The sequence below is a fragment of the Clostridium minihomine genome, from assembly GCF_900240385.1.
Taxonomy (GTDB): Bacteria; Bacillota; Clostridia; order Oscillospirales; family Acutalibacteraceae; genus Faecalispora; species Faecalispora minihomine.
Map to the genome: position 1 here is coordinate 509,650 of NZ_OEQH01000001.1, position 22,890 is coordinate 532,539.

General features: G+C 45.8%; 20 protein-coding genes. 15 read left to right on the forward strand and 5 right to left on the reverse strand.

All coding sequences use genetic code 11. The features are described 5' to 3' along the window. The first annotated feature begins 7 nt into the window (after positions 1 to 7). Positions 8 to 514, forward strand: a complete 507-nt coding sequence (locus C1A02_RS02380) for a folate family ECF transporter S component (protein ID WP_101696595.1) — start codon at positions 8 to 10, stop codon at positions 512 to 514. Between the two features lie 211 nt (positions 515 to 725). Here C1A02_RS02380 and C1A02_RS02385 read toward each other — a convergent pair whose 3' ends face one another. Then, positions 726 to 1,196: a low molecular weight protein-tyrosine-phosphatase gene (locus C1A02_RS02385; protein ID WP_101696596.1), complete on the reverse strand. Its 471-nt coding sequence runs from the start codon at positions 1,194 to 1,196 to the stop codon at positions 726 to 728. A 434-nt stretch (positions 1,197 to 1,630) separates the two neighbouring features. Between C1A02_RS02385 and C1A02_RS02395 the strand changes: the two genes are divergently transcribed. After that, entirely contained in the window at positions 1,631 to 2,095 is a 465-nt protein-coding gene (locus tag C1A02_RS02395; RefSeq protein ID WP_243577888.1) for a pyridoxamine 5'-phosphate oxidase family protein, read from the forward strand. Between the two features lie 345 nt (positions 2,096 to 2,440). Here the strand turns inward: C1A02_RS02395 and C1A02_RS02400 are convergent, their stop codons facing one another. From C1A02_RS02400 to C1A02_RS02410, 3 genes are all read right to left on the reverse strand, one after another. Further along, positions 2,441 to 3,148: a lytic transglycosylase domain-containing protein gene (locus C1A02_RS02400; RefSeq protein ID WP_370737776.1), complete on the reverse strand. Its 708-nt coding sequence runs from the start codon at positions 3,146 to 3,148 to the stop codon at positions 2,441 to 2,443. Positions 3,149 to 3,288: 140 nt separating this feature from the next. Further along, positions 3,289 to 5,517, reverse strand: coding sequence for a YhgE/Pip domain-containing protein (locus C1A02_RS02405; protein ID WP_101696599.1), 2,229 nt, complete (start codon positions 5,515 to 5,517; stop codon positions 3,289 to 3,291). 13 nt (positions 5,518 to 5,530) lie between these two features. After that, complete coding sequence (locus C1A02_RS02410; RefSeq protein ID WP_101696600.1) at positions 5,531 to 8,170, reverse strand: YhgE/Pip domain-containing protein; 2,640 nt, start codon at positions 8,168 to 8,170, stop codon at positions 5,531 to 5,533. Positions 8,171 to 8,399: 229 nt separating this feature from the next. Here C1A02_RS02410 and C1A02_RS02415 point away from each other — a divergent pair, with 229 nt between their 5' ends. The 7 genes from C1A02_RS02415 (at position 8,400) to C1A02_RS02445 (ending at position 15,120) form a co-directional block, all read left to right on the forward strand. Further along, positions 8,400 to 8,906, forward strand: coding sequence for a methylated-DNA--[protein]-cysteine S-methyltransferase (locus tag C1A02_RS02415; RefSeq protein ID WP_101696601.1), 507 nt, complete (start codon positions 8,400 to 8,402; stop codon positions 8,904 to 8,906). Beyond that, positions 8,900 to 9,739, forward strand: a complete 840-nt coding sequence (locus C1A02_RS02420) for a deoxyribonuclease IV (protein WP_101696602.1) — start codon at positions 8,900 to 8,902, stop codon at positions 9,737 to 9,739. The genes C1A02_RS02415 and C1A02_RS02420 overlap by 7 nt, the downstream gene beginning before the upstream one ends. 285 nt (positions 9,740 to 10,024) lie before the next feature. Beyond that, entirely contained in the window at positions 10,025 to 10,318 is a 294-nt protein-coding gene (locus C1A02_RS02425) for a metal-sensing transcriptional repressor (RefSeq protein ID WP_101696603.1), read from the forward strand. 27 nt (positions 10,319 to 10,345) lie between these two features. Beyond that, the gene (locus C1A02_RS02430) at positions 10,346 to 12,223 is read left to right on the forward strand and encodes a heavy metal translocating P-type ATPase (RefSeq protein WP_101696604.1); all 1,878 of its coding nucleotides are present in this window, start codon (positions 10,346 to 10,348) and stop codon (positions 12,221 to 12,223) included. Positions 12,224 to 12,738: 515 nt separating this feature from the next. Then, a complete protein-coding gene (locus C1A02_RS13405) occupies positions 12,739 to 12,915 on the forward strand; it encodes a sulfotransferase (protein WP_164997132.1) in 177 nt (58 codons plus the stop codon). Between the two features lie 176 nt (positions 12,916 to 13,091). Continuing rightward, positions 13,092 to 14,312 carry an HD-GYP domain-containing protein gene (locus C1A02_RS02440; RefSeq protein WP_101696606.1) on the forward strand — a complete coding sequence of 407 codons (1,221 nt, stop codon included), beginning with the start codon at positions 13,092 to 13,094 and terminating at the stop codon, positions 14,310 to 14,312. 295 nt (positions 14,313 to 14,607) lie between these two features. Next, the gene (locus tag C1A02_RS02445) at positions 14,608 to 15,120 is read left to right on the forward strand and encodes a ferritin (protein ID WP_101696879.1); all 513 of its coding nucleotides are present in this window, start codon (positions 14,608 to 14,610) and stop codon (positions 15,118 to 15,120) included. Positions 15,121 to 15,277: 157 nt separating this feature from the next. Here the strand turns inward: C1A02_RS02445 and C1A02_RS13410 are convergent, their stop codons facing one another. Beyond that, positions 15,278 to 15,451 (reverse strand): hypothetical protein, encoded by a 174-nt coding sequence (locus C1A02_RS13410; RefSeq protein ID WP_164997133.1) that lies wholly within the window; start codon positions 15,449 to 15,451, stop codon positions 15,278 to 15,280. Positions 15,452 to 15,610: 159 nt separating this feature from the next. Here C1A02_RS13410 and C1A02_RS02450 point away from each other — a divergent pair, with 159 nt between their 5' ends. The 6 genes from C1A02_RS02450 (at position 15,611) to C1A02_RS02480 (ending at position 22,841) form a co-directional block, all read left to right on the forward strand. Next, positions 15,611 to 16,399 (forward strand): ZIP family metal transporter, encoded by a 789-nt coding sequence (locus C1A02_RS02450; protein WP_101696607.1) that lies wholly within the window; start codon positions 15,611 to 15,613, stop codon positions 16,397 to 16,399. A 327-nt stretch (positions 16,400 to 16,726) separates the two neighbouring features. After that, a complete protein-coding gene (eno, locus tag C1A02_RS02460; RefSeq protein WP_101696609.1) occupies positions 16,727 to 18,013 on the forward strand; it encodes a phosphopyruvate hydratase in 1,287 nt (428 codons plus the stop codon). A 738-nt stretch (positions 18,014 to 18,751) separates the two neighbouring features. Continuing rightward, positions 18,752 to 20,086: a type I glutamate--ammonia ligase gene (gene glnA / locus C1A02_RS02465; RefSeq protein ID WP_101696610.1), complete on the forward strand. Its 1,335-nt coding sequence runs from the start codon at positions 18,752 to 18,754 to the stop codon at positions 20,084 to 20,086. 57 nt (positions 20,087 to 20,143) lie between these two features. Next, complete coding sequence (locus C1A02_RS02470; RefSeq protein ID WP_101696611.1) at positions 20,144 to 20,677, forward strand: ANTAR domain-containing response regulator; 534 nt, start codon at positions 20,144 to 20,146, stop codon at positions 20,675 to 20,677. A gap of 53 nt (positions 20,678 to 20,730) precedes the next feature. After that, complete coding sequence (gene dapF, locus C1A02_RS02475; RefSeq protein WP_101696612.1) at positions 20,731 to 21,564, forward strand: diaminopimelate epimerase; 834 nt, start codon at positions 20,731 to 20,733, stop codon at positions 21,562 to 21,564. A 56-nt stretch (positions 21,565 to 21,620) separates the two neighbouring features. Continuing rightward, positions 21,621 to 22,841, forward strand: coding sequence for an LL-diaminopimelate aminotransferase (locus C1A02_RS02480; RefSeq protein ID WP_101696613.1), 1,221 nt, complete (start codon positions 21,621 to 21,623; stop codon positions 22,839 to 22,841). The last annotated feature ends 49 nt before the right edge of the window (positions 22,842 to 22,890 follow it).

Sequence of the window (22,890 nt, forward strand, 5' to 3'; positions counted from 1 at the left end):
ACCATTTATGAAAAAACTTAGTTCCAAGCAGATTGTGATGTTGGGTCTGCTGATTGCGACAGAAATTATCCTTTCCCGATTTTTTGCAATTTCAACTCCCATTGTAAAAATCAGCTTTGCTTTTTTGCCAATCGCGATTGCGGCAATCTGTTATGGACCGATTTGGGGCGCGATGTGCGCCGGAATCGCAGATATTATCGGGGCATTTTTGTTCCCCGTTGGTGCGTTTTTCCCCGGATTTACCCTGACAGCCGCTTTGACCGGAGCTGTTTATGGCCTGCTGCTGTATCGCAATTCCGAAAAACCATGGCGCCTGATAGCGGCAGTACTGATAATCTGTATTGTGCTGAATCTGGGGCTGGATACGTATTGGCTTACTATTCTTTTGGGCAAATCGGCCGCTGTCTTGCTGCCGGCCCGGGCAATTAAATGCCTGATTATGATACCGATTCAAATTCTTTTGGTGCGCCTTGCCCAACAGCGTATTTGTGTGCGCCGGTTTGTGTACGAATAAAAACCTGCTCGGGGCAGATGATTTTATGATATTCCCGATGTGGAAGAAACCTCCATTTAAAAAAGCAGCATTCTCTTTTTCAGAGAATGCTGCTTTTGACTTAATTAAGTACGTAAAATAGAGTGAAGTCATCTTATTTAGACGGGCGGAGAGTGCTTCCGGGAAAGAAAAAGAATTCCATTAGACCTTCTGTTTTTCTAAAATTTTAATGTTATTGTTCCAGATTGTGGTGGCTTTTCAAATACTCTAAAAGAGCTTCGCAGCCTTCCAGAACATCATCATAGGTAATGTCGAAATTGCCGGTGTACCAAGGATCCGCGATGTCTCTGGGATGCGGTGAAAAATCCAGAAGCCGGCGGACCTTTTGTCGGTCGGTCTTTCCAAGAATCCGAACCATGTTTCTTATGTTTGGGCTGTCCATCCCCAGCAGATAATCATATCGATCATAGTCGGATCGATTTAGCTGCACAGCATATTTTCCGCCGGCACAGATTTCATATTCTTTTAATTTTGCCACAGTTCCCCGGTGAACGGGATTGCCGATTTCTTCTGTGCTGGTGGCGGCGGATGCAATCGAAAACGATCGGCTTAGCCCTTGTTTTTGGACCAAATCTTTCATTACAAATTCCGCCATAGGGGAGCGGCAGATGTTTCCGTGGCAAACAAATAGGATTCGGATCATATGGTTTTCTCCTGTTGTTATGATTTTTCGTTTGATATATATGCGTCTGATACTGGCATCCATTTCCCAAAGAAAAGATAAATCATGGCTTAACTATGATTGTATGTTCTTGAGAATGGTTAAAAGTTATTATAACATGGGCCAGTCCCACAAGACAACCGGGTTTGCTTTGGGGTTGTCTTACAAAGGCAAAGCCAGATAATCCCCCAAAGGCTTTTCAAAGGAAATCAATGGGTGGGGGCAAATACTTGTTGTTTTTTCTGGAAGCTGTTATACTTTTGATGTAATTTGAAGTTACAAGAAACGATTCGCTGCCTATGGCGCCGAAAGTTGTTTTATGTTTCAGAATCATCTTATACGTGCAGTTCAGCTGTGCCGAATACAGAAACAGTCGGGCGGCTAAGGAGCCGGCCCAAACAAAAGGAGAATTCGAGATGAACCCAAGAAGAGTGATGTCACAGGAAGAAGCCATTCAGGTGCTGCAGGAAGGGAAATACGGCATAATGTCCATTGCCACCCCTGATGGGGAGCCTTATGGCGTGCCGCTGAATTATTTTTATTTGCCGGAAGAGCAGGCCATTTATTTTCACTGTTTTGTCAAAGGCCGCAAGCTGGATATTTTGAAAGAGAATAACCGGGTATCTTTTGCGGTAATCGGGCAGGAAACCATTATGCCGGAACGCTTTGTGACCCACTATGACAGTGTGATTGCTACGGGCACTGCCAGTTTCATTACGGATCCACAGGAGAAAACCAAGCGTTTGATACAGCTTTGTGATATTCTGGCGCCCGGCGTGCTGGACCGGCGGGATGAAGTAATCCGCAAACAATTGGCTGCGGTTACCATTGTCAAAATCAATGTGGAACAAATCACCGGCAAAAAGAACCGGGACGATTAAGATAAAGCAGTGACCGTAACACGAATCGGCAAAAGGTCAAATGAAAAATCTAATATCAACCAAAAAGAGCATGAAAAGGGAAGTTTCTTCCTTTTTATGCTCTTTTCTTTGCTGATTATGAAGAAAAAATCACGGTGATGTGCAATCTATTGTTTCGTCATTTCCCGGGAAAGAAGAATTCTGCCGAAATTAGAAAAACTGAAAATTAAATTTTTACAGGCAGTCCTGTTAAGTGAGAGGACTGTAATTATTCTGCTCGTGTAATCAAAAAATCCCGTGCTGCGGCTCAGGCCATTTGCACGGGATTTTTGCATTCAGTTTTATTTTTGTTCTTTTGAAAGAAAATCAGATCAGATAATCCAAAGGGGTTTCCGAATCAGAAAAGTCGGAAAATAGACCCTTAGTGGCCTGAAACTGATAGAGTTTCAGAAGCAGGTAACTTTCTGCGGTGGTGGCTCCCAGAAAAGAGGTATCCGCAAAGGCACTGAGATCCGCAGAAGGCGGCAGAGAATCTGCCGACAGTGCACTTGTGCTGACTGTTCCGGCAGTCAAAGCGGTTCCGTCGGTTCCCAACACTTTTTTGACATAGTTTTGAGTTTCTGCAAAAGGCGGTACGCCGCCATATTTGGCCACGTTGCCCGGCCCGGCGTTGTATGCTGCCACCGCCAAAGTAACATCCCCGTCAAACCGAGAAAGAAGCTGGCTTAAATATTTTGCGCCGCCCATGATATTCTGTTCGGGGTCAAAGGGATCCGTTACACCCAAGCCTTGGGCTGTGCCGGGCATGAGCTGCATGACACCCTGAGCCCCGGCAGAGGACACCACATTGGGATCAAAGCCGGATTCTGCCTTAGCCACTGATTTCAGCAAACCCACGGGAACATGATAGGTTTGAGAAGCCTTATCAAATATCGCATCCAGATCGGTGGGCTTCATGGCGGCATCCAGTAACCCGGAAAAAACTCCGCCAGATTCCGCAGAGCCGCTTATGTCTGTTCGTCCATTGTATCGGTTGGTATGAATCGGAATGCCATTTAAAAGCAATGATTCCAAAATGCATCTTCCTTTTTTCGTCCGATTTCAAAGTGTTTCGACGATTTCTTTCTGATTCAAGCCTAATATAAGCACAAGAGTTTGTCAATGGATTTTTGGAAAAATAAAGAAACATTTTATTGCGCAGGAGTTGTCTGATATTAAATACCGGCCTGCTTAAATCGACGCTCGAAATAGGCGGTGAGTTTATGCACCAAGTTTTGCAGAGCAGACAAGGGAAGAAACACCAGAATAAATCCGATTAGAGCGATAATATTCGCCCTGACATGTTCCCAGGTGGGCCCGGCAATCGCTTCGCGAAAACCGTTGATTCCATAGGTGAAGGGCCAAAGAGGATGAAGAATTCCAAAAATACGGGGATTGGTCTGAATGGGGTAAATTCCCCCGGCTCCCGCAATTTGAAACACCATGATAATGACTGCAATGGCTTTTCCTACGTTGCCAAACAAAGAAACCAAGGTAAAGATAATCACCACAAAAGTCACCGAGCAAAGGGCGCTGAACAAAAGCATCAGGCCAAAATCCTGTGGCTTTACGCCCAGCAAAATCACATCGCCAATGGTAATAATGGTGGATTGGATCAGGGATAAAAACAAAAACAGAGTCATTTTTCCAAAATGCTTTTGTTTTAAATTCAGCTGATACCCTTCCAGTTCATTGCAATGAACCGTCAAGAAAGCGCAAAGCAACAAAACGCCGACCCAAATGGCTAATACGGTATAAAACGGAGTCAGGCCTTCCCCAAAAGTGCCGCCTTTATAGACTTCTGTCTGAACAACTTCTAAGGGAGAGGCAATGAAATCGGCAATGACAGTGGGGTTATTGTGAATGATATCCTCCAGCGTTTCAATATCTTCTGAAGAAACATCGTCTATCTTTTCCAGAATCTTATTTAAGTCCTCTTGTACGGAATCCAAAAGGTCAATCATTCGGTTTCCCTGCTGCACAGCTATGCCGCTGGAGGCCTGCGTAAAGGCAGACAAGGCGTCCAGTTGGGGCACAATGGCTGAAGTCGAACCGATGAGTCCGCTGGCGCTGCTCAAAGAGCGCACGATGTTATTACCCAAGCTGGTTAGCAACGGTGCGCCTTGCGAGGTATAGGTCGAAGACAAGGTTTGTGTTGTTTGGGCGATTTCGTCGCTGAGCTTTGAAATTGTATCCAGTGACTTTGAAATCGTCTCTTTGGATGTGCTATTGTTTTTTATGGTTAATAGCTGTTCCATGGCGTCCTGCTGCGCCAGCACCAGCCGATTGGCATAACGCAGAGAGTTAATCAATAAAGTGAGCGAATTTAAGTCATACGAATCGTTTAAATCATCCAAATCGGCAATATCTGTTGTTAAAAGGATGCTTAAAGAGTTGCACATGGTAATATTCTGGCGAAGAATCGTCTTTGTGTTTTCATCAAGAGTGTTGTCGTTGATGGCTTTCAGGTGAGCAATCAACTGCTGGTTCTGCCGATTCAGTTCCTGCATGCGGTTGAGATCATCGCTGATGTTTTCTGCAATGGTTTCAACGGCAGTTTGGGTTTTTTGTGCCAGCGAGGCACCGGCGGCGGTTAACTCTTGCAGGCTGTTGATTTGTGCTGTAATTTTTGGTGACAGCGCAGAAGCGTCCTCTAAATATTTTTGAAAGTTTTCTGAGTCTTTATTTGCTTTCTCAATTTGTTCTTTGGCATTGGTGATGTCTTTGTCAGCCTGTTCTAAAGACTTTTTCAGCTCTTTTAAGCGGGAAGAATCCATCTTCATGTTATCCGATTCTGATTTTAAGGTGTCCATCACCTTTTCGTTCACAGTTCTGACAAAGCTGCTTTCAATGCTTTCAATCAGCCGATCCTTTGCCACGTTGGTGATTTTAGAAGCAATGGCGTTCAGCTTTTCATTGACCCGGTAAGTGATGACTGGTTTTTGTGGCGTGGTGGTGGCAAGACTGGTCAAACGCTCTGAAAAATTGCGGGGGATTTCAATCATGGCATAGTATTTTCCCTCGTTAAGGCCATAATTTCCCTGCCAGTCGTCTACAAATTCCCAGCCGATCGACTTGTTTTCTTTTAGCTCATCCATAACGGTTTCGCCAACATTGATGATTTCGCCGTTCATGACGGTTCCCTCATCATTGTTTACAATTGCTACGGGCAGGTTCCCCGTGTTTGCATAAGGATCCCAGCAGGCATAAATATTGACCCACGCGTACAAAGAAGGCAAAATGCAAAGACCGATTACAATGGCAAGGGTAGCCTTGCTGTTGCGTATGGTTTTTAAGTCGTGAAAGAAAACCAAAAATACAGGCTTAATCCGATCACGAGCAATGTGGCGGAACCATCCGGCAATTTTCAGAAGCGCCGTTTTCAAAGATGTCCGAAATTTCATTATGGCAACCTCCTTATTCTCCCAGACCAGAGCTTTCAAATTCTTCTTCGAAACGGTGCACCGGTTCGTTAAGCCGTACTACCAGAAAATATCCGCAAATCAAGAATACAAAAGCAAACAGGCTCAGCACAACAAAATCCAAAAGCACGGTTGTAATCAAAGGCCCGGCAATGGCTTCTCGAAATCCGCTGACGGTATAGGCGAAGGGGAAAAGGGGCTGCAGAACCCGGAATATTTGGGGATCTACCTGAATGGGATAGGTTCCTCCGCTGCCGGCCAGCTGAAAAATCATATAGATAATGGCAATGGCTTTACCGCTGTTGCCCAAAGTGGAATAGAGAGTATAAGTGATAATACAGAACACAATGGAAGAGTACACAGCCACGCAGACAAACAGAAATGCGTGAACCGTATAAATCTTTACCAGAAAAATATTTCCCAACGCAACAATCAGTCCCTGAATGATTGCAAAAGAGCAGAAGGTCAGCATTTTCCCAAAATGCTTTTCTCTCAGTGTCAGTTCATCCATTTCGGCACAGGTAACCGGGCGTGACCGCAAAATGGAATTGAGGATTAGGCACCCGACCCATAAGGCCAGAGTTGTGTAAATGGGCGCCATGCTGGAGCCATAGTTGGGAATGTCATTGATGGTTTCGGTTCTTTGTTCAAAGGGCATTGCAATAAAATCGCCCATGAATTCGGGGTTGTTTTGCAGAATCGATATCATTTGTGCAATGTCATTGTTGTTAACCAGCTCTAATTTGCTGCCAAGGCTTTCGATGACATCGCTGAATTCATTCAGCTTGTTATTTAATCTGCCGGTAAAATCGGTGGTTAAATCGGCACCTTCTTGGGCTGTTTTCAGCATGGCGCCGATTTCGACACCCAGATCTTCTGCAGATTGTGCCACAGCGGCAGCGGTGTCGGAAGAAACGACCAGACGTGAACCGATGGTATCCAAATCGCCCCGGATGCTTTGATTGTACGAAGTCAAAACAGTGTTGAGCTGCGTTTGCATCTCGTATAAATCTTTATTGATGGTATCGCGCTTTTCTTTCGAGAGCGCCGCGGCCGGGTTCGCTTCCTGCTGAATGGCGGTAAGCTGAGCCTGCATTCCCTCCACTTCGCTTTGAATGGTGTCCAAAGAGGTGATGAGATTGCCCACTTCCTGCTTTTTTGTTTTATCGTGTTTCTGAACAGAATCCAAGAAAGAAATAGCATTTTTGATTTTGGGCATCGCATGATCGATTGTTCGGATGGCACTGCCCACGGCTCCCGAAACGGTTTGTATGGACGCGGTAATATTCTCGGCAGAGTTCTGAAGGTTTTTCAGCGGCTCTAAAACGGCGTCGCCGATTCCGGATTCCCGCAAGGCTTTCAGTTCCTGAATCACAGCGCTGATTTCTGGGGATTTAAGGATTTTATTGATGGTTTCCAGCGAAGAAATCGTGCTGCCGATTAAGGCATCCATTTCCTCAATCTGTTTCTGCAGCTGCTGTTGTGTTTTTCCCAAATACTCAGATAAGCCGTCGGTAGAAGAAGAAAATTTCTTCAAATTCTTTTGCAGATCTTCCAGTTGGGAACGCAGATTTGTCAAAGAGGTTTGCAGTGATGAAAGCCTATCAGAAGCATTGTCTGCATCGTCGCTCCAATCAATTTTTTTGTATTGCTGCAAATAAGTAATGGTGGCGCCGATGGAACGATCCATAGAAGACAATGTGGTGTCCAGCTTAGAGAAGGTGTTGTTCATTTTGGCAACATTACCTTCCGAAGCGGTGTTGTTTAGTTCTTCTAAAAGCACATGGATGCGTTGGCTGGAGTTTTGCACGGTATGTAAATTAGTATCGGTATAAGTAAGGGAATCGTTAAGCCGCTGATGCGTGGCACGGGAAAGTTCCTGCTGGGTTTGCGCATTTTTCGTCACGGTGTTCAGGCTGTTCTGCATCATAGGCCACGCCGCATTCATACTGGTTAAAAACTGATTCAGGTTGTCGGCATTGTCATGCAGGCCATCCATAGACTTTGTGATTACATTCATGTTTTTGCTCAGCTTGACAATGGCATCTTTCATCTTGATAACATCGCGCAGATTTTCGTCTGCACTGCTGCCCACCGGGTTTAGAATGGCAAAAACCGTTTCGTTAACGGTGGCGATGAAATTAGACTCAATTTCCTGAACCAATGTATTTTTGGCCGTTTCCGTAATTTTTTCTGCTACGGGGTTTACTTTGGTATCCACTTTATAAATGATATGAGGTTTAACCGGATTATCCGAAAAAATAGTTGCAAAGTTTTCCGAAAAATCCTCTGGCAGCTCAATAGCTGCAAAATAGGTTCCGTCTGCAATGCCCAACTCGGCCTGCCGTTCGTTCACAAACTTCCAATCTATTTTGTCATTTTCCTCAAGCTGTTCTATGACACTTTCACCAATATTAATTTCCGTGTCGTTTAATAAAGCTGGTTTATCGTTATTGACAACGGCAACCGGAATATTCCCTGTATTCTCATAAACATCCCAACACGCCTGAATATTAACCCAAGCGTATAAGGACGGAATCAGACAAATTCCAAAAACGATAATCATAGCAAATGGATTGTGGGCAATATTTTTCCAATCCCGAATAAAAACCTTCCGTATGTTTTTGAATTTCATGACTTTCCTCCCGCAATGATTTCGCAGTTACGATCGGTTTTTTGGCAGTTACACATGGTTTACTATAATACACTTTTCTTGCAGTTTGTCAATGGATTAAGGGGGAAACAAACTGGGGTTATAATCTTTTTTGATTTCTGTTGCAGGAATAAAAATTTGCTTTATAATGAAAGATAGAAAATAGAGTTGCCAATCGATCAAATGCAGGGGAAAAAGGAGGCATACCAAAATGAGCTATGCGATTTATGATACACAAATTGGCCCGGTTTGCATCAGAGAAGAAGACGGTGCAGTGACCCAGCTGTTCCGAATGGAAGTTGGGCAAGAACCGGTTGGCCCGCAAGAACAAACCGAGTTTTTAAACCGGGCAGCACAGCAGGTTCGGGAATATCTTTCGGGCAAACGAGAAACGTTTGATCTTGCGCTGGCCCCCAAGGGGACTCCTTTTCAGCAGCAGGTATGGAAGGCTCTGCAAAGCATTCCATATGGCGAAACCCGCAGCTATCGGCAAATAGCCGAAGAGATCGGCAACCCCAAAGCAGTGCGGGCTGTGGGACATGCCAACCACCGTAACCCGATTTTGCTTTTGATCCCTTGCCACCGGGTGATAGGATCCAACAAAAGCCTGACCGGTTTTGCAGCCGGGCTAGAGGTAAAGCAGAAGCTGCTGGATCTGGAATCGGCAGCCAAAACCCAATGGGTGGATAGTAAGGAAAGGCAGGTGACTTTGTGCTGACCATTGGATGTCATCTTTCGGCGGCCAAAGGCTTTTTGGCCATGGGTAAGCAAGCGATTCAAATCGGCGCCAATACCTTTCAGTTTTTCACCCGCAACCCGAGGGGCGGCAAAGCGAAGGCTATTGATCCGCAAGATGTTTCAGAGTTCCTTCTTCTGGCGGAGCAAAACGGAATTTCTTCTATTTTGGCTCATGCCCCTTATACACTCAACGCCTGTTCCGCCGATCCCAAGGTGCGGGATTTTGCAATGAGGGTTATGGCGGATGATTTGGAGCGAATGGAGCATGTTCCCGGCAGCTGCTATAATTTTCATCCCGGCAGCCACACGGGACAAGGCGTGGATACCGCGATTGATCAAATTGTGGAGCAGCTAAACCAAATTTTAAAACCGGAACAGACCACCACGGTGCTGCTGGAAGCCATGTCGGGGAAGGGAACCGAGGTGGGGAAAACCTTTGAAGAACTGCGCCGGATTCTGGATCGGGTTTCCCTTTCTGAAAAAATGGGTGTGTGTTTGGATACCTGCCATATTCATGCGGCCGGTTATGATATTGTAGACAGGCTGGATGAAGTGCTGGAAGAATTTGATCGGGTAGTGGGCCTCAAACATCTTCGGGCCATTCATTTGAACGACAGCATGAATCCGCTGGGCAGCCACAAAGACAGACACGAGAAAATCGGTCAGGGATCTTTGGGACTGAAGGCCTTTGAGCGAATTATCAACCATCCCAGTTTGTGCCGGCTGCCGTTTTATTTGGAAACCCCCAATGAACTGGAGGGGTATGCAGAGGAAATTCGACTTCTGCGGGAATTGTACCATCCAGGGGAATAAAAGCGGGGGAATAAACAGCATTATAAGAGAATCGGCCTTGTGCTGATTCTCTTTCATTTTAACCCATATTCTCAAAAACGAAAAAGTATGTATTGGCCTGGCCGTCAAAAGACGGTCAGGCTTTTTCTCTATTCTATAATGAAAACTGTAAAAAGGCTACTCAAAAAGAAAAGATGGCTTTCAATATTCTCTTTTTTCATTGTTTCCCTTGACAAACAAATCCAGACAAAGTATTCTCTTAATATCCCCCCTAGGGGGATATTAAGAGAATACGGAGGAAAAACAATGACGGAATCGAACAATCATCACCATAGCCATACTCATACACAAACCAAAGCCGTTATCAACCGAATTTCCCGGGTAACAGGGCACTTGGAATCCGTTAAAAAAATGGTGGAAGAAGGCCGCGATTGCAGTGAAGTTTTGATTCAGCTTTCTGCGGTGCGTTCTGCTGTGAACAGCATCAGCCGGATTATTCTTCAGGATCACATTGACCATTGTGTGGTTCAGGCGGCGGAAAATGGGGATAAAAAGGTGTTGGAGGATTTGAACAAGGCCATTGAAACGTTTTTAAAATAAATTGATTTTCCAGAGGTGGAGCCAATGATGGCAAAAAAAATAAATGATTTGTTCTGCGGAATTCCGATGACGGTGATTTCCGGGGTGTTTTTGTCTTTTAGTCTGGCTTTTCTGCTAACCGGAATTTCGGTTCCGGTGGATCCGGCCTGGGTTACCGTGGTGATTTGCGGATTCCCGCTTTTGTATTTGGCACTGACCCGGCTGATTTTTGAAAAGTGGGTTTCTTCCGCTTTGCTGATCTCGATTGCAATGGCAGCTTCTATCGCAATCGGTGAATTGTTTGCAGCCGGAGAAGTGGCTTTCATTATGGCGGTGGGCGCCATGTTGGAAGACAAAACTGTGGAGCGGGCCAAAAAAGGCCTTAAACAATTGATTGGTCTTGCTCCGGCTCAGGGCCGCCGGTTGGTTCCCCAGCCGGATGGAACGTTTCTGGCAGAAATGGTTCCGGTTACCGAAATTCAGCAGGGTGAAATTCTTCGTGTGCTGCCGGGGGAAGCCATACCGGTGGATGGCTGTATTCTGAGTGGAAATACTTCGGTGGATCAGTCTGTTTTGACGGGGGAATCCCTGCCTGTGGATAAAGCGGAGGGGGATAGTGTGTTCTGTGGCACGATAAACCGCTTTGGCGCCATTGAACTGACGGCTACCAAAGTGGGTGAAGATTCCTCCTTGCAAAAATTGATACGAATGGTACAGGATGCGGAAAACAATAAGGCTCCCATGCAAAGAATTGCAGATCAATGGGCCACCTGGCTGGTTCCCGTCGCTTTGGCCATTGCGGTGATTACCTATTTTATCACTGGGAATCTTACAAGAGCTGTGACTGTTTTGGTGGTGTTCTGCCCCTGCGCTTTGGCGTTGGCGACTCCCACATCAATCATGGCTGCCATTGGTCAGGCAACGAAGCACGGAATCATTATCAAATCCGGTGAGGCATTGGAAAACATGGGCAAGGTTAACTGCATTGCTTTTGACAAAACGGGTACTCTTACGCTGGGTCAGTTAACGGTTAGTGATGTGCAGGTGTATTCCGGGCAGTTAACACCCCAAGAACTTTTGCAAATAACGGCCTCGGCAGAGTCGCTTTCAGAGCATCCTTTGGGTCAGGCTGTTACGCGCTATGCTTTAGAACAAGGAATTCCTCTTTGGGAGGCTTCTTCTTTTCAGATGCTTCCCGGAAAAGGAATTCGGGCTGTGGTGCAGCAAAGAAATCTTTTGTGCGGCAGCAGTAGCTATTTGGAGCAAGAAGGGGTTTCTCTGGGTGCAAAAGTCCAAGCTTCTTTGGAACAGTTCCGCAGTCAGGGAAAGGCGACAATATTAATTGCAGCAAATGGAGTTTGTGTGGGAGCCGTGGCGTTTTCTGATATCATGCGGCCGCAGGCAAAAGATATGGTGCAAAAGCTTCATGCTATGGGAACTCAAGTGGTTTTGCTGACCGGTGATCATCGCCAGACCGCAGAGTATTTTGCGAAGCAAGCCGGAATCCGCCAGATTCATGCACAGCTTTTGCCGGAAGAAAAGGTGGAACGGATTCGTCAGCTTCAACAAGAAGGGAATCGAATTTGCATGGTTGGTGACGGAGTCAATGATGCGCCGGCACTGAAAACGGCACAGGTGGGCGTCGCTCTTGGCAGCATGGGAAGCGACATTGCGGTGGAAGCGGCAGATATTGCGTTAACCGGAGATGATATTTCTAAGATTCCTTATTTAAAAAAGCTGTCGAACTCGACGGTACGCACCATTCAGTTTAATATTACCTTATCGATGATCATTAATTTGGTGGCTGTGTTTTTCTCTGTGGCCGGTGTGCTGAATCCAATTACCGGGGCACTGGTACATAATGCGGGCTCGGTTTTGGTTGTTCTGAATGCCGCACTTCTATATGATCGCAAACTGGAAAGATGAAAGGCTTGCAGTTTTGCTTTTTAAGAACCCGAATATCCGGATGTTATAATGAAAAGGCAGGTGGCTCATAAAGAGCTATCTGCCTTTTTGGTGTGTGATTAATGGGGAGAGCAAGGATGATTTTTGTGCGGAAGAAGCTCTCAAAACGGGAATCGAAAGTGTGATAATTTGTTTTTTAAAATTTGTCCATTTCTTGTGTCCATTCTTTTACAAAAATGACAAGAAAAAGCAAAACAAAAATATAAGCTGTACTTTTATTACAAAAATCTTTTTCAATCTTGAGTAGATAGAGCAGTGCTATATTTGATTTTTTATTTATTATTTTTCATAATAATAAAAAACGGATTTTATTTTTGTTTAATTTTTATAATTACACAAAGAATTCTAGCGTTATTTGTCGTAAATTATGAAAAATTTAGATCTGGCAAAAATTTTGGCAATTATCATTGATTTTTGCTATAATTAACATAACAACTAACGCCAAGTTGTGGATGTTTGAAGATGGAGGGAAACGTATGACACAGGAAGAAATCAAAAAGATGGATCGCAGAATCCAAATGGTAAGAGATCCTTTTGGAACCGGTTTTCCAAGTTTTTGTCGACTGTTGGAGGAAACCTCGCAGAAAAAGGGTGAATCACGAGAAGAAATTTTACGCCAGTTAATGGTTTGGAAAATCAAGTCTCGTTTATAAAGTCCGTCGTTTTCTGGGGTGCTATGATAAATATTTACAACACGAAAATTGTAACACAATTAAGTTGTAAAACGGTATTCATTTTCGCTGAAAAGATCCGATAATTGTTAGTGAAACTGAATGTTTATAAAAAGAAAATAGCATTGTAAAATTACCCAGAATATGAGGCGGAATAATTGTATTTAAATGTAAATGAAATGGTTAGCTCTTTTTCCTTTACGCTGGATTTTGTGGAAAGAGATTTACTGAAGGATGTTACAAATCATACCAGACATGTTGCTTATATTTGCGCACGCATTTCTCAACAAATGAATCTTGTCAAAGAAGATGCGTTTGACCTGATTTCTTATGCGCTGCTGCATGATAACGGAATTACCCGATCGCTGACAGGCAAAACGCCTGCAGATATCATAAAGTTGGAAAACAATTTAAAACATTGTGAAGAAGGGGAAAAAAACATCGCTTATTTTCCCTTTTATCATCCTGTGCCCAATGTGATTTTATATCACCACGAGCATTATGACGGAAGCGGATTTTTTGGTAAAAAAGGGGAAGAGATTCCGCTTTATGCTCGTTTTATTGCCCTGGCGAATCGGGTTGCAGTGGATTATGCCCAGGGGCATTCGCCCAATGAAATTTTAGAATTTATCCGAACCGACTCTTCTTTTTATGACCCTGAACTGGTTCGGATTTTCTTTCGTATTTCTCAAAATGTAGAGTTTTGGATGAACATGCAGCCAATGTTTATTGGGGATGCGCTCAATCGCTTGATTCCTCAGGCAAAACGCAATTTCAGCTTTCAAACCATCCGTCAGATTTCTCAGCTGTACAGCCGGATTATCGATGCCAAATCCCCGTTTACGGGTGGGCATTCCCGCGGAATCAGTCAAAAAGTTGGAATTTTGTCCCGGTATTATGGCTATGACGAGGATACCTATTGGAAGATGCGCATTGCGGCGGATCTGCATGATTTAGGGAAAATCATGGTTCCCAATGAGATTCTGGATAAGCCCGGGAATTTGACGCGGGCAGAAATTGACGTGGTTCAGGCTCATACCTTTTACACCCGTAAAGCGCTGGAGGTTGTTTCGGGCTTTGAGGATATTACGGAATGGGCTGCAAATCATCATGAAAAGCTGAATGGCCGGGGGTACCCTATTGGATTGGGGGCAGATCAGCTGGATTTTAACTCGCGTATGATGGCCTGTGTAGATATTTACCAAGCTTTGACAGAGGAACGGCCTTACCGTGCCGCACTGCTGCACGAAGAGGCCGTCGGTATTCTGCGCGCAATGGCAGATCAGCACCTGATTGAATCGTCAATTGTAGAAGATATTTATTCCGTGCTTGGTAAGGTCACTTGTGAAGAAGACTTAAAACAACAAAAAGGAAGATAAACTCATTTTTGTTAAATTGCGTTTTCGTTTCTGTTGCGGCCACCCGTTCCAGTGGAATAATTTAAAAACAGTAATGATTTTCGTTATTTATTATAAAGCCTGAGCAGGATTGTGCCTGATTTTTTCTTTTCTGTCCCTTGTATTGTTCTGTGGGTGTGCTATAATAATAGTAAAGATTCGTTTAATGGATTCCCCCGCAAGAACCGGCGACAAAAGCTCTTTTCGGCGAATGAGTTTTACCATTGTCGTGCCGGAGCTGCAAACCGGGCAACGGGGCAGGAAAGGAGTCATATTTATGTTAAATGAAAAGGTTGTAACGCTGCTTAACACCCAAATCAACAAAGAGTTCTTCTCGGCTTATCTGTATTTGGGTATTGCTAATTATTACAAGGATGAGGGTCTGGACGGTTTCTCAAACTGGTATACGATTCAGGCACAGGAAGAGCGCGATCATGCAATGTTATTTTTGCAGTATTTGCAGAATAACAGTGAGAAGGTTGTGTTGGAAGCCATTGACAAGCCCGACGCGAAGTTTTCGGATCTGCTGAGCCCTGCCAAAGCGGCACTGGCTCATGAGCAATATGTAACCAATTCTATTCATGAGATTTATGATGCGGCAAGCGGTGTGAAAGATTACCGCACCATGCAGTTTTTAGATTGGTTCGTTAAAGAACAGGGCGAAGAAGAAATGAATGCGGAAACTCTCATTAAAAAAATTCAGCTGTTTGGTTCCGATTCCAAGGGCCTGTACTTATTGGATCAGGAGCTGGCGGCCAGAGTTTACACTGCACCCAGCTTGGTTCTGTAATAAAACCGGCCACAAGAGAGGGAGCGTGTCTTTGGCTGATGGGTGTTCGGTTAAGAACGGTTCAGCCCTTTGTTCTGATGGTTCGGCCAGTCCGGAGAAAACAGAATATTACAAAAGGGTTTGCCCAAAAGGACAAACCCTTTTTTCCACCCATAGGTTATAGCCGCCCGGTCGTTTGAAAGTAATCTGCGTATCGGTGCAGCTGATCCGCAGTTTTCACGTGTTCGTTGTAACGATGCAGTTCTAATTGGGCGGGAACCGGCAGTGACATGAAATATTTTCTGGTGCTGCTGCTGCGGCGAATTAAATCCTGAAGATTTTCTGCTTTCAATTATGATCACCCTGCTTCAGTATGTGCGGTTTGATTTATTTTATGGCAGGAAATTTCCACCGGAAGAAGCATTTTGTTGTTCAAATTCTTCGCACAGAAAGAAATAATAAATCAATAATTAAGAAAGAACGAAAATAAATAATGGTATGAGGAGATGCTATGGATTCCGTTATGTGGTTAGTGTTTGGAATATCTTTTCCCTTTGCTATGACTACTTTAGGCGCGGCTCTGGTGTTCTTTTTTCGCGGAGCCATTCATGAAAATGTACAGAAGGCCTTGTTGGGGTTTGCCAGCGGTATTATGATAGCGGCTTCGGTCTGGTCACTTTTGATTCCCGCCATTGAGCGGGCAGAAGAACAAGGGCAGATTGGCTGGATTCCTGCGGCGGGTGGATTTGCACTGGGCGGGTTGTTTTTGCTGGTGCTGGACAGCTTTTTGCCTCACCTGCATTTGGGAGAGAGTGAGCCGGAGGGTGTTAGCTCTTCCTGGAAAAGAACGACGCTTCTGTTTTTTGCGGTCACCCTACATAATATTCCGGAGGGCATGGCCGTGGGGCTTGCTTTTGCCATGGCGCTGCAAAGCGGAGGCGATGCTGCGCTTACGGCAGCAATGGTATTGGCGATCGGCATGGGAATTCAGAACTTTCCCGAGGGGGCGGCGATTTCACTTCCGCTGCGCCAAGAGGGGCTTTCGGTTGGCAAATCGTTTTTAGGCGGGTTTTTGTCCGGTGCGGTAGAACCGGTTTTTGCATTGCTGACGATTTTGATCGCCGGTTTTGTGTCACCGCTAATGCCTTGGCTTTTGTCTTTTGCCGCAGGTGCGATGATTTATGTGGTGGTGGAAGAACTGATTCCCGAAGCCAGCCGGGGGGGACATTCTAATGTGGGAACTTTGGGCGTTATGAGCGGATTTATCTTGATGATGATTTTAGACGTTGCTTTGGGTTAAAGCTTTGGGGAAGCAGCCGGCTTTTGTGCCAAAGTCCGCTGTTTTCCCGAAACTGTTTTTTCTATATTAAACAGGCAGAGCATACTTAGAATTCCGGTTGCTTTTTTTGCTGTGTTTTCTTTTTTAAAAAGGAAGATTTGCCGGGCTTTTGGGTGACGGAATAGAACCTGAAAAAGGGAAAATTTGCTTGACAAAATAAAAACATATGATATATTTATGAATGTAGAAGCATGACAGCAGATCTGATAAAAAAACAGGCTGCTGCAAAGATTGTTTTGGTTTACCGGCACATAACAAAGCTATCATTAAAAATAAAGGAGCGGTTTTATGGGTTATCAAATCAAAAACGTTACAGGCAGAGAGATTCTGGATTCTCGTGCGAATCCCACTGTAGAAGCAGAAATTCTTCTGGAAAACGGTGTGAAGGCCCGGGCAGCAGTTCCCAGCGGCGCATCTACCGGCCAGTTTGAGGCGCTGGAGCTGCGGGACAAAGATCCGGCCCGTTATGGCGGCAAGGGTGTACTCAAGGCTGTATCCAACATTGATACGGTAATCCGTGAGCGCTTGATCGGCGTAGATGTTTCTGATGTGGCTGCCATTGATGCTGCAATGCTGGAACTGGACGGCACCAAGGACAAGTCCGGCCTGGGCGCCAACGCAATTCTGGCGGTTTCTTTGGCTGCTGCACAGGCGGCTGCCAAAGCACAGAATGTTCCGCTGTACCGTTTCTTGGGCGGTGCTGCTGCGGATACCCTGCCGGTTCCCATGATGAACGTGTTAAACGGCGGCGCTCATGCGGCCAACAACGTTGATATTCAGGAATTCATGATTATGCCTGTCGGCGCTTCCAGTTTCCGCGAAGGTCTTCGTTGGTGCACCGAGGTGTTCCATGCTTTGGCCGGAATTCTGAAAAAAGAAGGCCTGTCCACTTCTGTGGGTGACGAGGGTGGCTATGCGCCCAACCTGAAGAGCGACGAAGAAGCGGTTCAGTATCTGCTGCGTGCGATTGAGGCGGCCGGTTACAAGCCTTATGACGACTTTATGTTGGCAATTGATGCGGCTTCCAGCGAGTGGAAGAGCAAAGACGGCGGCTACCTGCTTCCCAAGAGCGGCAAGACCTTTACAACCGATGAGCTGATTTCTTTCTGGGAGGATTTGGTTTCCAAATACCCCATTGGTTCCATTGAAGATGCTTTGGATGAGGAAGATTGGGATGGCTGGCAGAAGCTGACAGCTCGTTTGGGCAGCAAAGTTCAGCTGGTTGGCGACGATCTGTTTGTTACCAACACTGAGCGCTTGAGCAAGGGTATTCAGAACGGCTGCAGCAATTCCATTCTGATTAAGCTGAACCAGATTGGTTCCTTGACTGAAACACTCAATGCGATTAAAATGGCGCACAGTGCAGGGTATACCGCTGTGGTTTCCCACCGCTCCGGTGAAACCGAGGATACCACAATTGCCGATTTGGCAGTTGCCATGAATGCCGGGCAGATTAAGACCGGTGCTCCCAGCCGCAGTGAGCGTGTTGCGAAATACAATCAGCTGCTGCGCATTGAAGAAGATTTGGGTAAGGCCGCCCGCTACCCCGGCAAAGCTTGCTTTGATTGCAAATAATGAAACTGTTCTGTGCCTTTGTGGGTGCGGATTGTTCCCAATACATGGCAGGAAGGCTACCCGAAAGGGTGCCTTCCTGCTTTTTCTTTTGCGGGGAATCGACAAAAGACACGGCATAGATGAATAATTATACATTTTGAGTGTGGGGGATGCAGGCGGATTTCTTTTGATGATTTTAAAGAAAAGTGCATGCTGCCGGATGGATGGGAAATTTGAATTTGGGATTAGATTTCTGGATTCTTGTTGATTTACAGGGATTTTTCATTATAGAAGCACTTTTTACCGCAATGCGGAATAACTTCTTGATTTTTTAGCATGACAGCGAGGTTCTCAGCGCTTTGGCCGGCTGGCAAGATCAAAATATTTTTTGAAAAGAAGGGTGCTTTTTATTGCTTTTTGCATTTTAAAGAAATAAATCCTGCATAATCATAAGAGTTTTCCAATGCTTTCCGGGTGATTGTGCAAATGCAGGGAAAGATAAAGTCATGAACTTGTGTGTTGATGAAGCGCTGTCTGATGTTTGCCGGGCATTTGTGCTGTGATACAAACAGGAAATTACCCCAAATGCAATTAAAATTTGTGCATTACCATAAATTCGGGGAAGTGCAGGGAAAATGATTGACAAGCAACGTATAAATAGTTACAATATATACGATATTATTCATAAATTCTATGACAGCAAGGAGGTTCTGGTAAAGAGCGGCCTTGCTGTTTTTATTTTTAAGGAGGTAGAGGCGTTTGAGCAGGTATACAAAAGCAGATATTATAGAACTGGTACAGGAAAATAATGTACGCTTTATCCGTCTGCAATTTACCGATATATTCGGTGCGATCAAAAATGTTGTCATTACCAGCGGGCAGATCGAAAAGGCCCTGGATAACCAATGCATGTTTGATGGTTCCTCTATCGAGGGATTTGTCCGGATTGAAGAATCGGATATGTATCTGCATCCGGACTTGGATACCTTCCTGATTTTGCCCTGGAGCAGACATCATGGGGGAAAAACCGCCCGTTTGATTTGCGATGTTTATAAGCCGGACGGAACCCCTTTTGAGGGGGACCCCCGCTACATTTTAAAACGGGTTCTGAAGGATGCCGCCGATATGGGGTATACTTTGAACGTGGGTTTGGAATGCGAATTTTTCCTCTTTAATACAGATGAATTCGGGCATCCCACCACAGTGACCCATGACACCGCCGGGTATTTTGACCTGGGCCCGGCCGATTTGGGTGAAAGTGCCCGCCGGGACATTTGCATGACTATGGAGGAAATGGGGCTCGAGATTGAAGCTTCTCATCACGAGTTGGCAATGGCTCAGCACGAAATTGATTTTAAGTATCAAGAAGCGCTGCGCTCGGCAGATCAGATGATGACCTTTAAAATGGTTGTGAAAAATGTGGCCAACGCTCATGGCCTGTGCGCTTCTTTTATGCCCAAACCTTTATCTGGGCAGGCCGGTTCGGGACTGCACACCAATCTGTCTTTAATTAAAAATGGAGAGAATGTGTTCTATGACCCCAATGGTGAGGCAGGGCTCAGCACGCTTGCACACCACTTTATTGCGGGAATCATCACTCACATCAAGGGCACCTGCCCCATTACGAATCCTCTGGTAAATTCCTATAAACGGCTGGTAACCGGCTATGAAGCCCCCTGTTACATTGCTTGGACCACAGGGAACCGCAGTGCGCTGGTGCGGGTGCCATCTACCCGAGGGGTCAATACCCGGGTGGAACTGAGAAGCCCGGATTTGACTGCCAACCCTTATCTGCAATTTGCTGTTCTTTTGGCCGCCGGTTTGCGGGGCATTCGGGAAAAGATGGTTCCGCCTGCAGCGGTTGTGTCTAATATTTATGATATGACGCCCCAGGAAAGGCTGGAAAAACAAATTGACAGCCTGCCCACCAATTTAAAGGAAGCCATTTTGGAAATGAAGCGGGATTCTTTTATTGAATCGGTGCTTGGCACCCATGCGTATCACAAGTATGTGGAAGCCAAAGAGAAAGAATGGAACCGCTTTAACAGTACCGTAACTCAGTGGGAGCTGGAAGAATATCTGGAGAAGTTTTAATAGAAGGGAAGAGGCTGTAACGATTGAATGATTTCCCGGATGGGGGTGTGACCATGAATGGGCAGTGTGATCATCGCGAATTCAAATAAGGATTCCGCCAAGCGGATCGGTACGGTATTGAAGTCTGGCGGCATTCTGGTGTATGGCCTTTGTACCACCGGCGCTCAGCTCATTGAAATGACCAATTATCATTTTCAGAGCAGCGGGGTTGTGGTGTGCAATCTGGATTTGCAGGATGTGACGGCCTGGGAACTTCCGCAGATGGCTCCTGGTTATGATTTTTTATTTATTGTAAAGCCTCATCAGGCAGAAGTTGCTGCTGATTTGGAATCCGCTTGCCTGATGACCCCTTTAAATAAGCCAGATTTAATCTCTTCGGTAAACATGCTTTTAAATGTGGGGGATCCCATGGTTTCGGTGCGGAAAGATTTAGCGGCGGAACCCAAGGTTTTGGTGCAGCGGGCCAAGCAGCTTTTAATGGATCGGAACTTTTTTACCGAGGCGCAGGCGCATCGCTTTTTGCAGAAAAAAAGCATGGACATGGGAAAAAAAATTGCGGAAATTGCTGCTTTGATTTTGGAACTGTTCTGACACGAGGCTTTTTCAGTCATTGATAGGGAGAAAAAGACAAAGGGGGAAATGGATTGAAGTTTACAAAAATGCAAGGCATAGGAAACGATTATCTGTATTTTAATTGCTTTGAAGAGCCGGTTGCCGATCCGGCGGCGCTGTCCATTCGGCTCAGCGACCGGCATTTTGGTGTGGGATCCGACGGAATTATCTTGATTGGCCCCAGCGATAAAGCGGACTGTACCATGGATATTTACAACGCGGATGGGTCCCGTGCCATGATGTGCGGGAATGGAATTCGCTGTGTGGGTAAATATGTTTATGAAAAGGGTCTGGTCAAAAAGAAGACTTTGACGGTCGATACCCAAAGTGGTATTAAGACTTTATTTCTGACAGTGGACGAGAAAGATATTGTAACCAGCGTAACGGTGAATATGGGCAAACCGGAGCTGTCCGCCAAATTGATTCCGACTTTGTTTGAATCTGCTCAGGTCATTGATGTGCCGGTTATCATTGCAGAAAAGGAATACCGCGTCACTTGTGTTTCCATGGGGAATCCCCATTGTGTGGTGTTTGTGGAGGATGTGGATGCCCTGCCGCTAGAATCCATTGGGCCTTTCTTTGAATTCCACCACATGTTCCCCCAACGGGTTAACACCGAGTTTGTGCAGATGATAGAGGACAACGAGGTCAAAATGCGCGTGTGGGAGCGGGGCTCCGGGGAAACCTGGGCCTGCGGAACCGGTGCGTGTGCGGTGGCTGTGGCCTGTGCGCTCAATGGCAAAACCGGGCGCGAGGTTTTAGTACATTTAAAAGGAGGCGACCTGAAGATCCGCTGGAATCAGGAAACCGACGAAGTTTTTATGCAAGGGCCGGCCGAGTTTGTGTTTGAAGGGCAGATAGGGTAACGCCTTTCTGCCGGGCCAGCCTGATTGCTAAGATATTATGAAAGAGGGTTTTTATCATGTTGAAGGTCAATCCGAATTTTGTAAAGCTTCCGCCCAGCTATCTGTTTGTGGATATTGCAAAGCGGGTCAATGAATTTGTGCTGAAAAATCCGGATCGCCCCATTATCCGTTTGGGGATTGGCGATGTGACTCTTCCTCTGCCGAAAGCGGTGGTAGATGCCATGGTAAAGGCTTCTCAGGAAATGGGACACGCCGAAACCTTTCGCGGATATGGGATGGAATGCGGCTATGAATTTTTAAGACAGGCCATTGCCGACAACGACTTTAAAAAGCGCGGCGTGGAAATCGGCATCGATGAAATTTTTGTCAGTGACGGCGCCAAATCCGATACCGGAAATATTGGCGATATCTTTTGCACCGATAACATTGTAGCGGTGTGCGACCCCGTGTACCCGGTCTATGTGGATACCAATGTGATGGCGGGTCGTGCCGGTGAGTATGAGGAAGGTAAGGGCTGGAGCCGCATTGTATACATGCCTTGCCTGAAAGAAAACAACTTTTTGCCTGAGCTGCCGAAAGAACCGGTAGATATCATTTACCTGTGCTTCCCCAATAATCCGGCCGGTGTTGGTATTTCCAAAACAGAGCTGAAAAAATGGGTGGATTACGCCAATGAAAACAAGTCGGTCATTCTGTTTGATGCGGCTTATGAAGCGTTTATTACCGAACCTGACATGCCCCACAGCATCTATGAGATTCCCGGTGCCAAAACCTGCGCCATTGAATTCCGCAGCTTCTCAAAAACGGCAGGCTTTACCGGCACCCGCTGTGCCTTTACTGTCATTCCCAAAGAACTGGAATTCGGCGGGGTGTCTCTGAACAAAATGTGGAGCCGCCGGCAGTCCACCAAGATGAATGGTGTTCCCTATGTGATTCAGCGGGCGGCAGAAGCGGTGTATTCCGAAGAAGGCGCAAAGCAAATCCGTGAGAATATCACTTACTATTTAAACAACGCAAAAATCATACGCGAAGGTTTGGCTGCGGCTGGTTTTGAAGTATACGGCGGCGTGGATTCCCCATACATTTGGCTCAAGACTCCGAATGGACTGACTTCTTGGGAATTCTTCGACCTGTTGCTGGAAAAGACCGGCGTGGTGGGTACCCCCGGTTCTGGCTTCGGCCTGAACGGCGAAGGGTATTTCCGCCTTACCTCCTTTAATACGAAAGAGAATACGGAAAAGGCTGTGGCGAGAATAATTGAGTCCTTTCAGGCCTGATTCCCTGTTCCGTTGAAAGCGGCCCTGCCGCCGGAGAACCCCACGATTG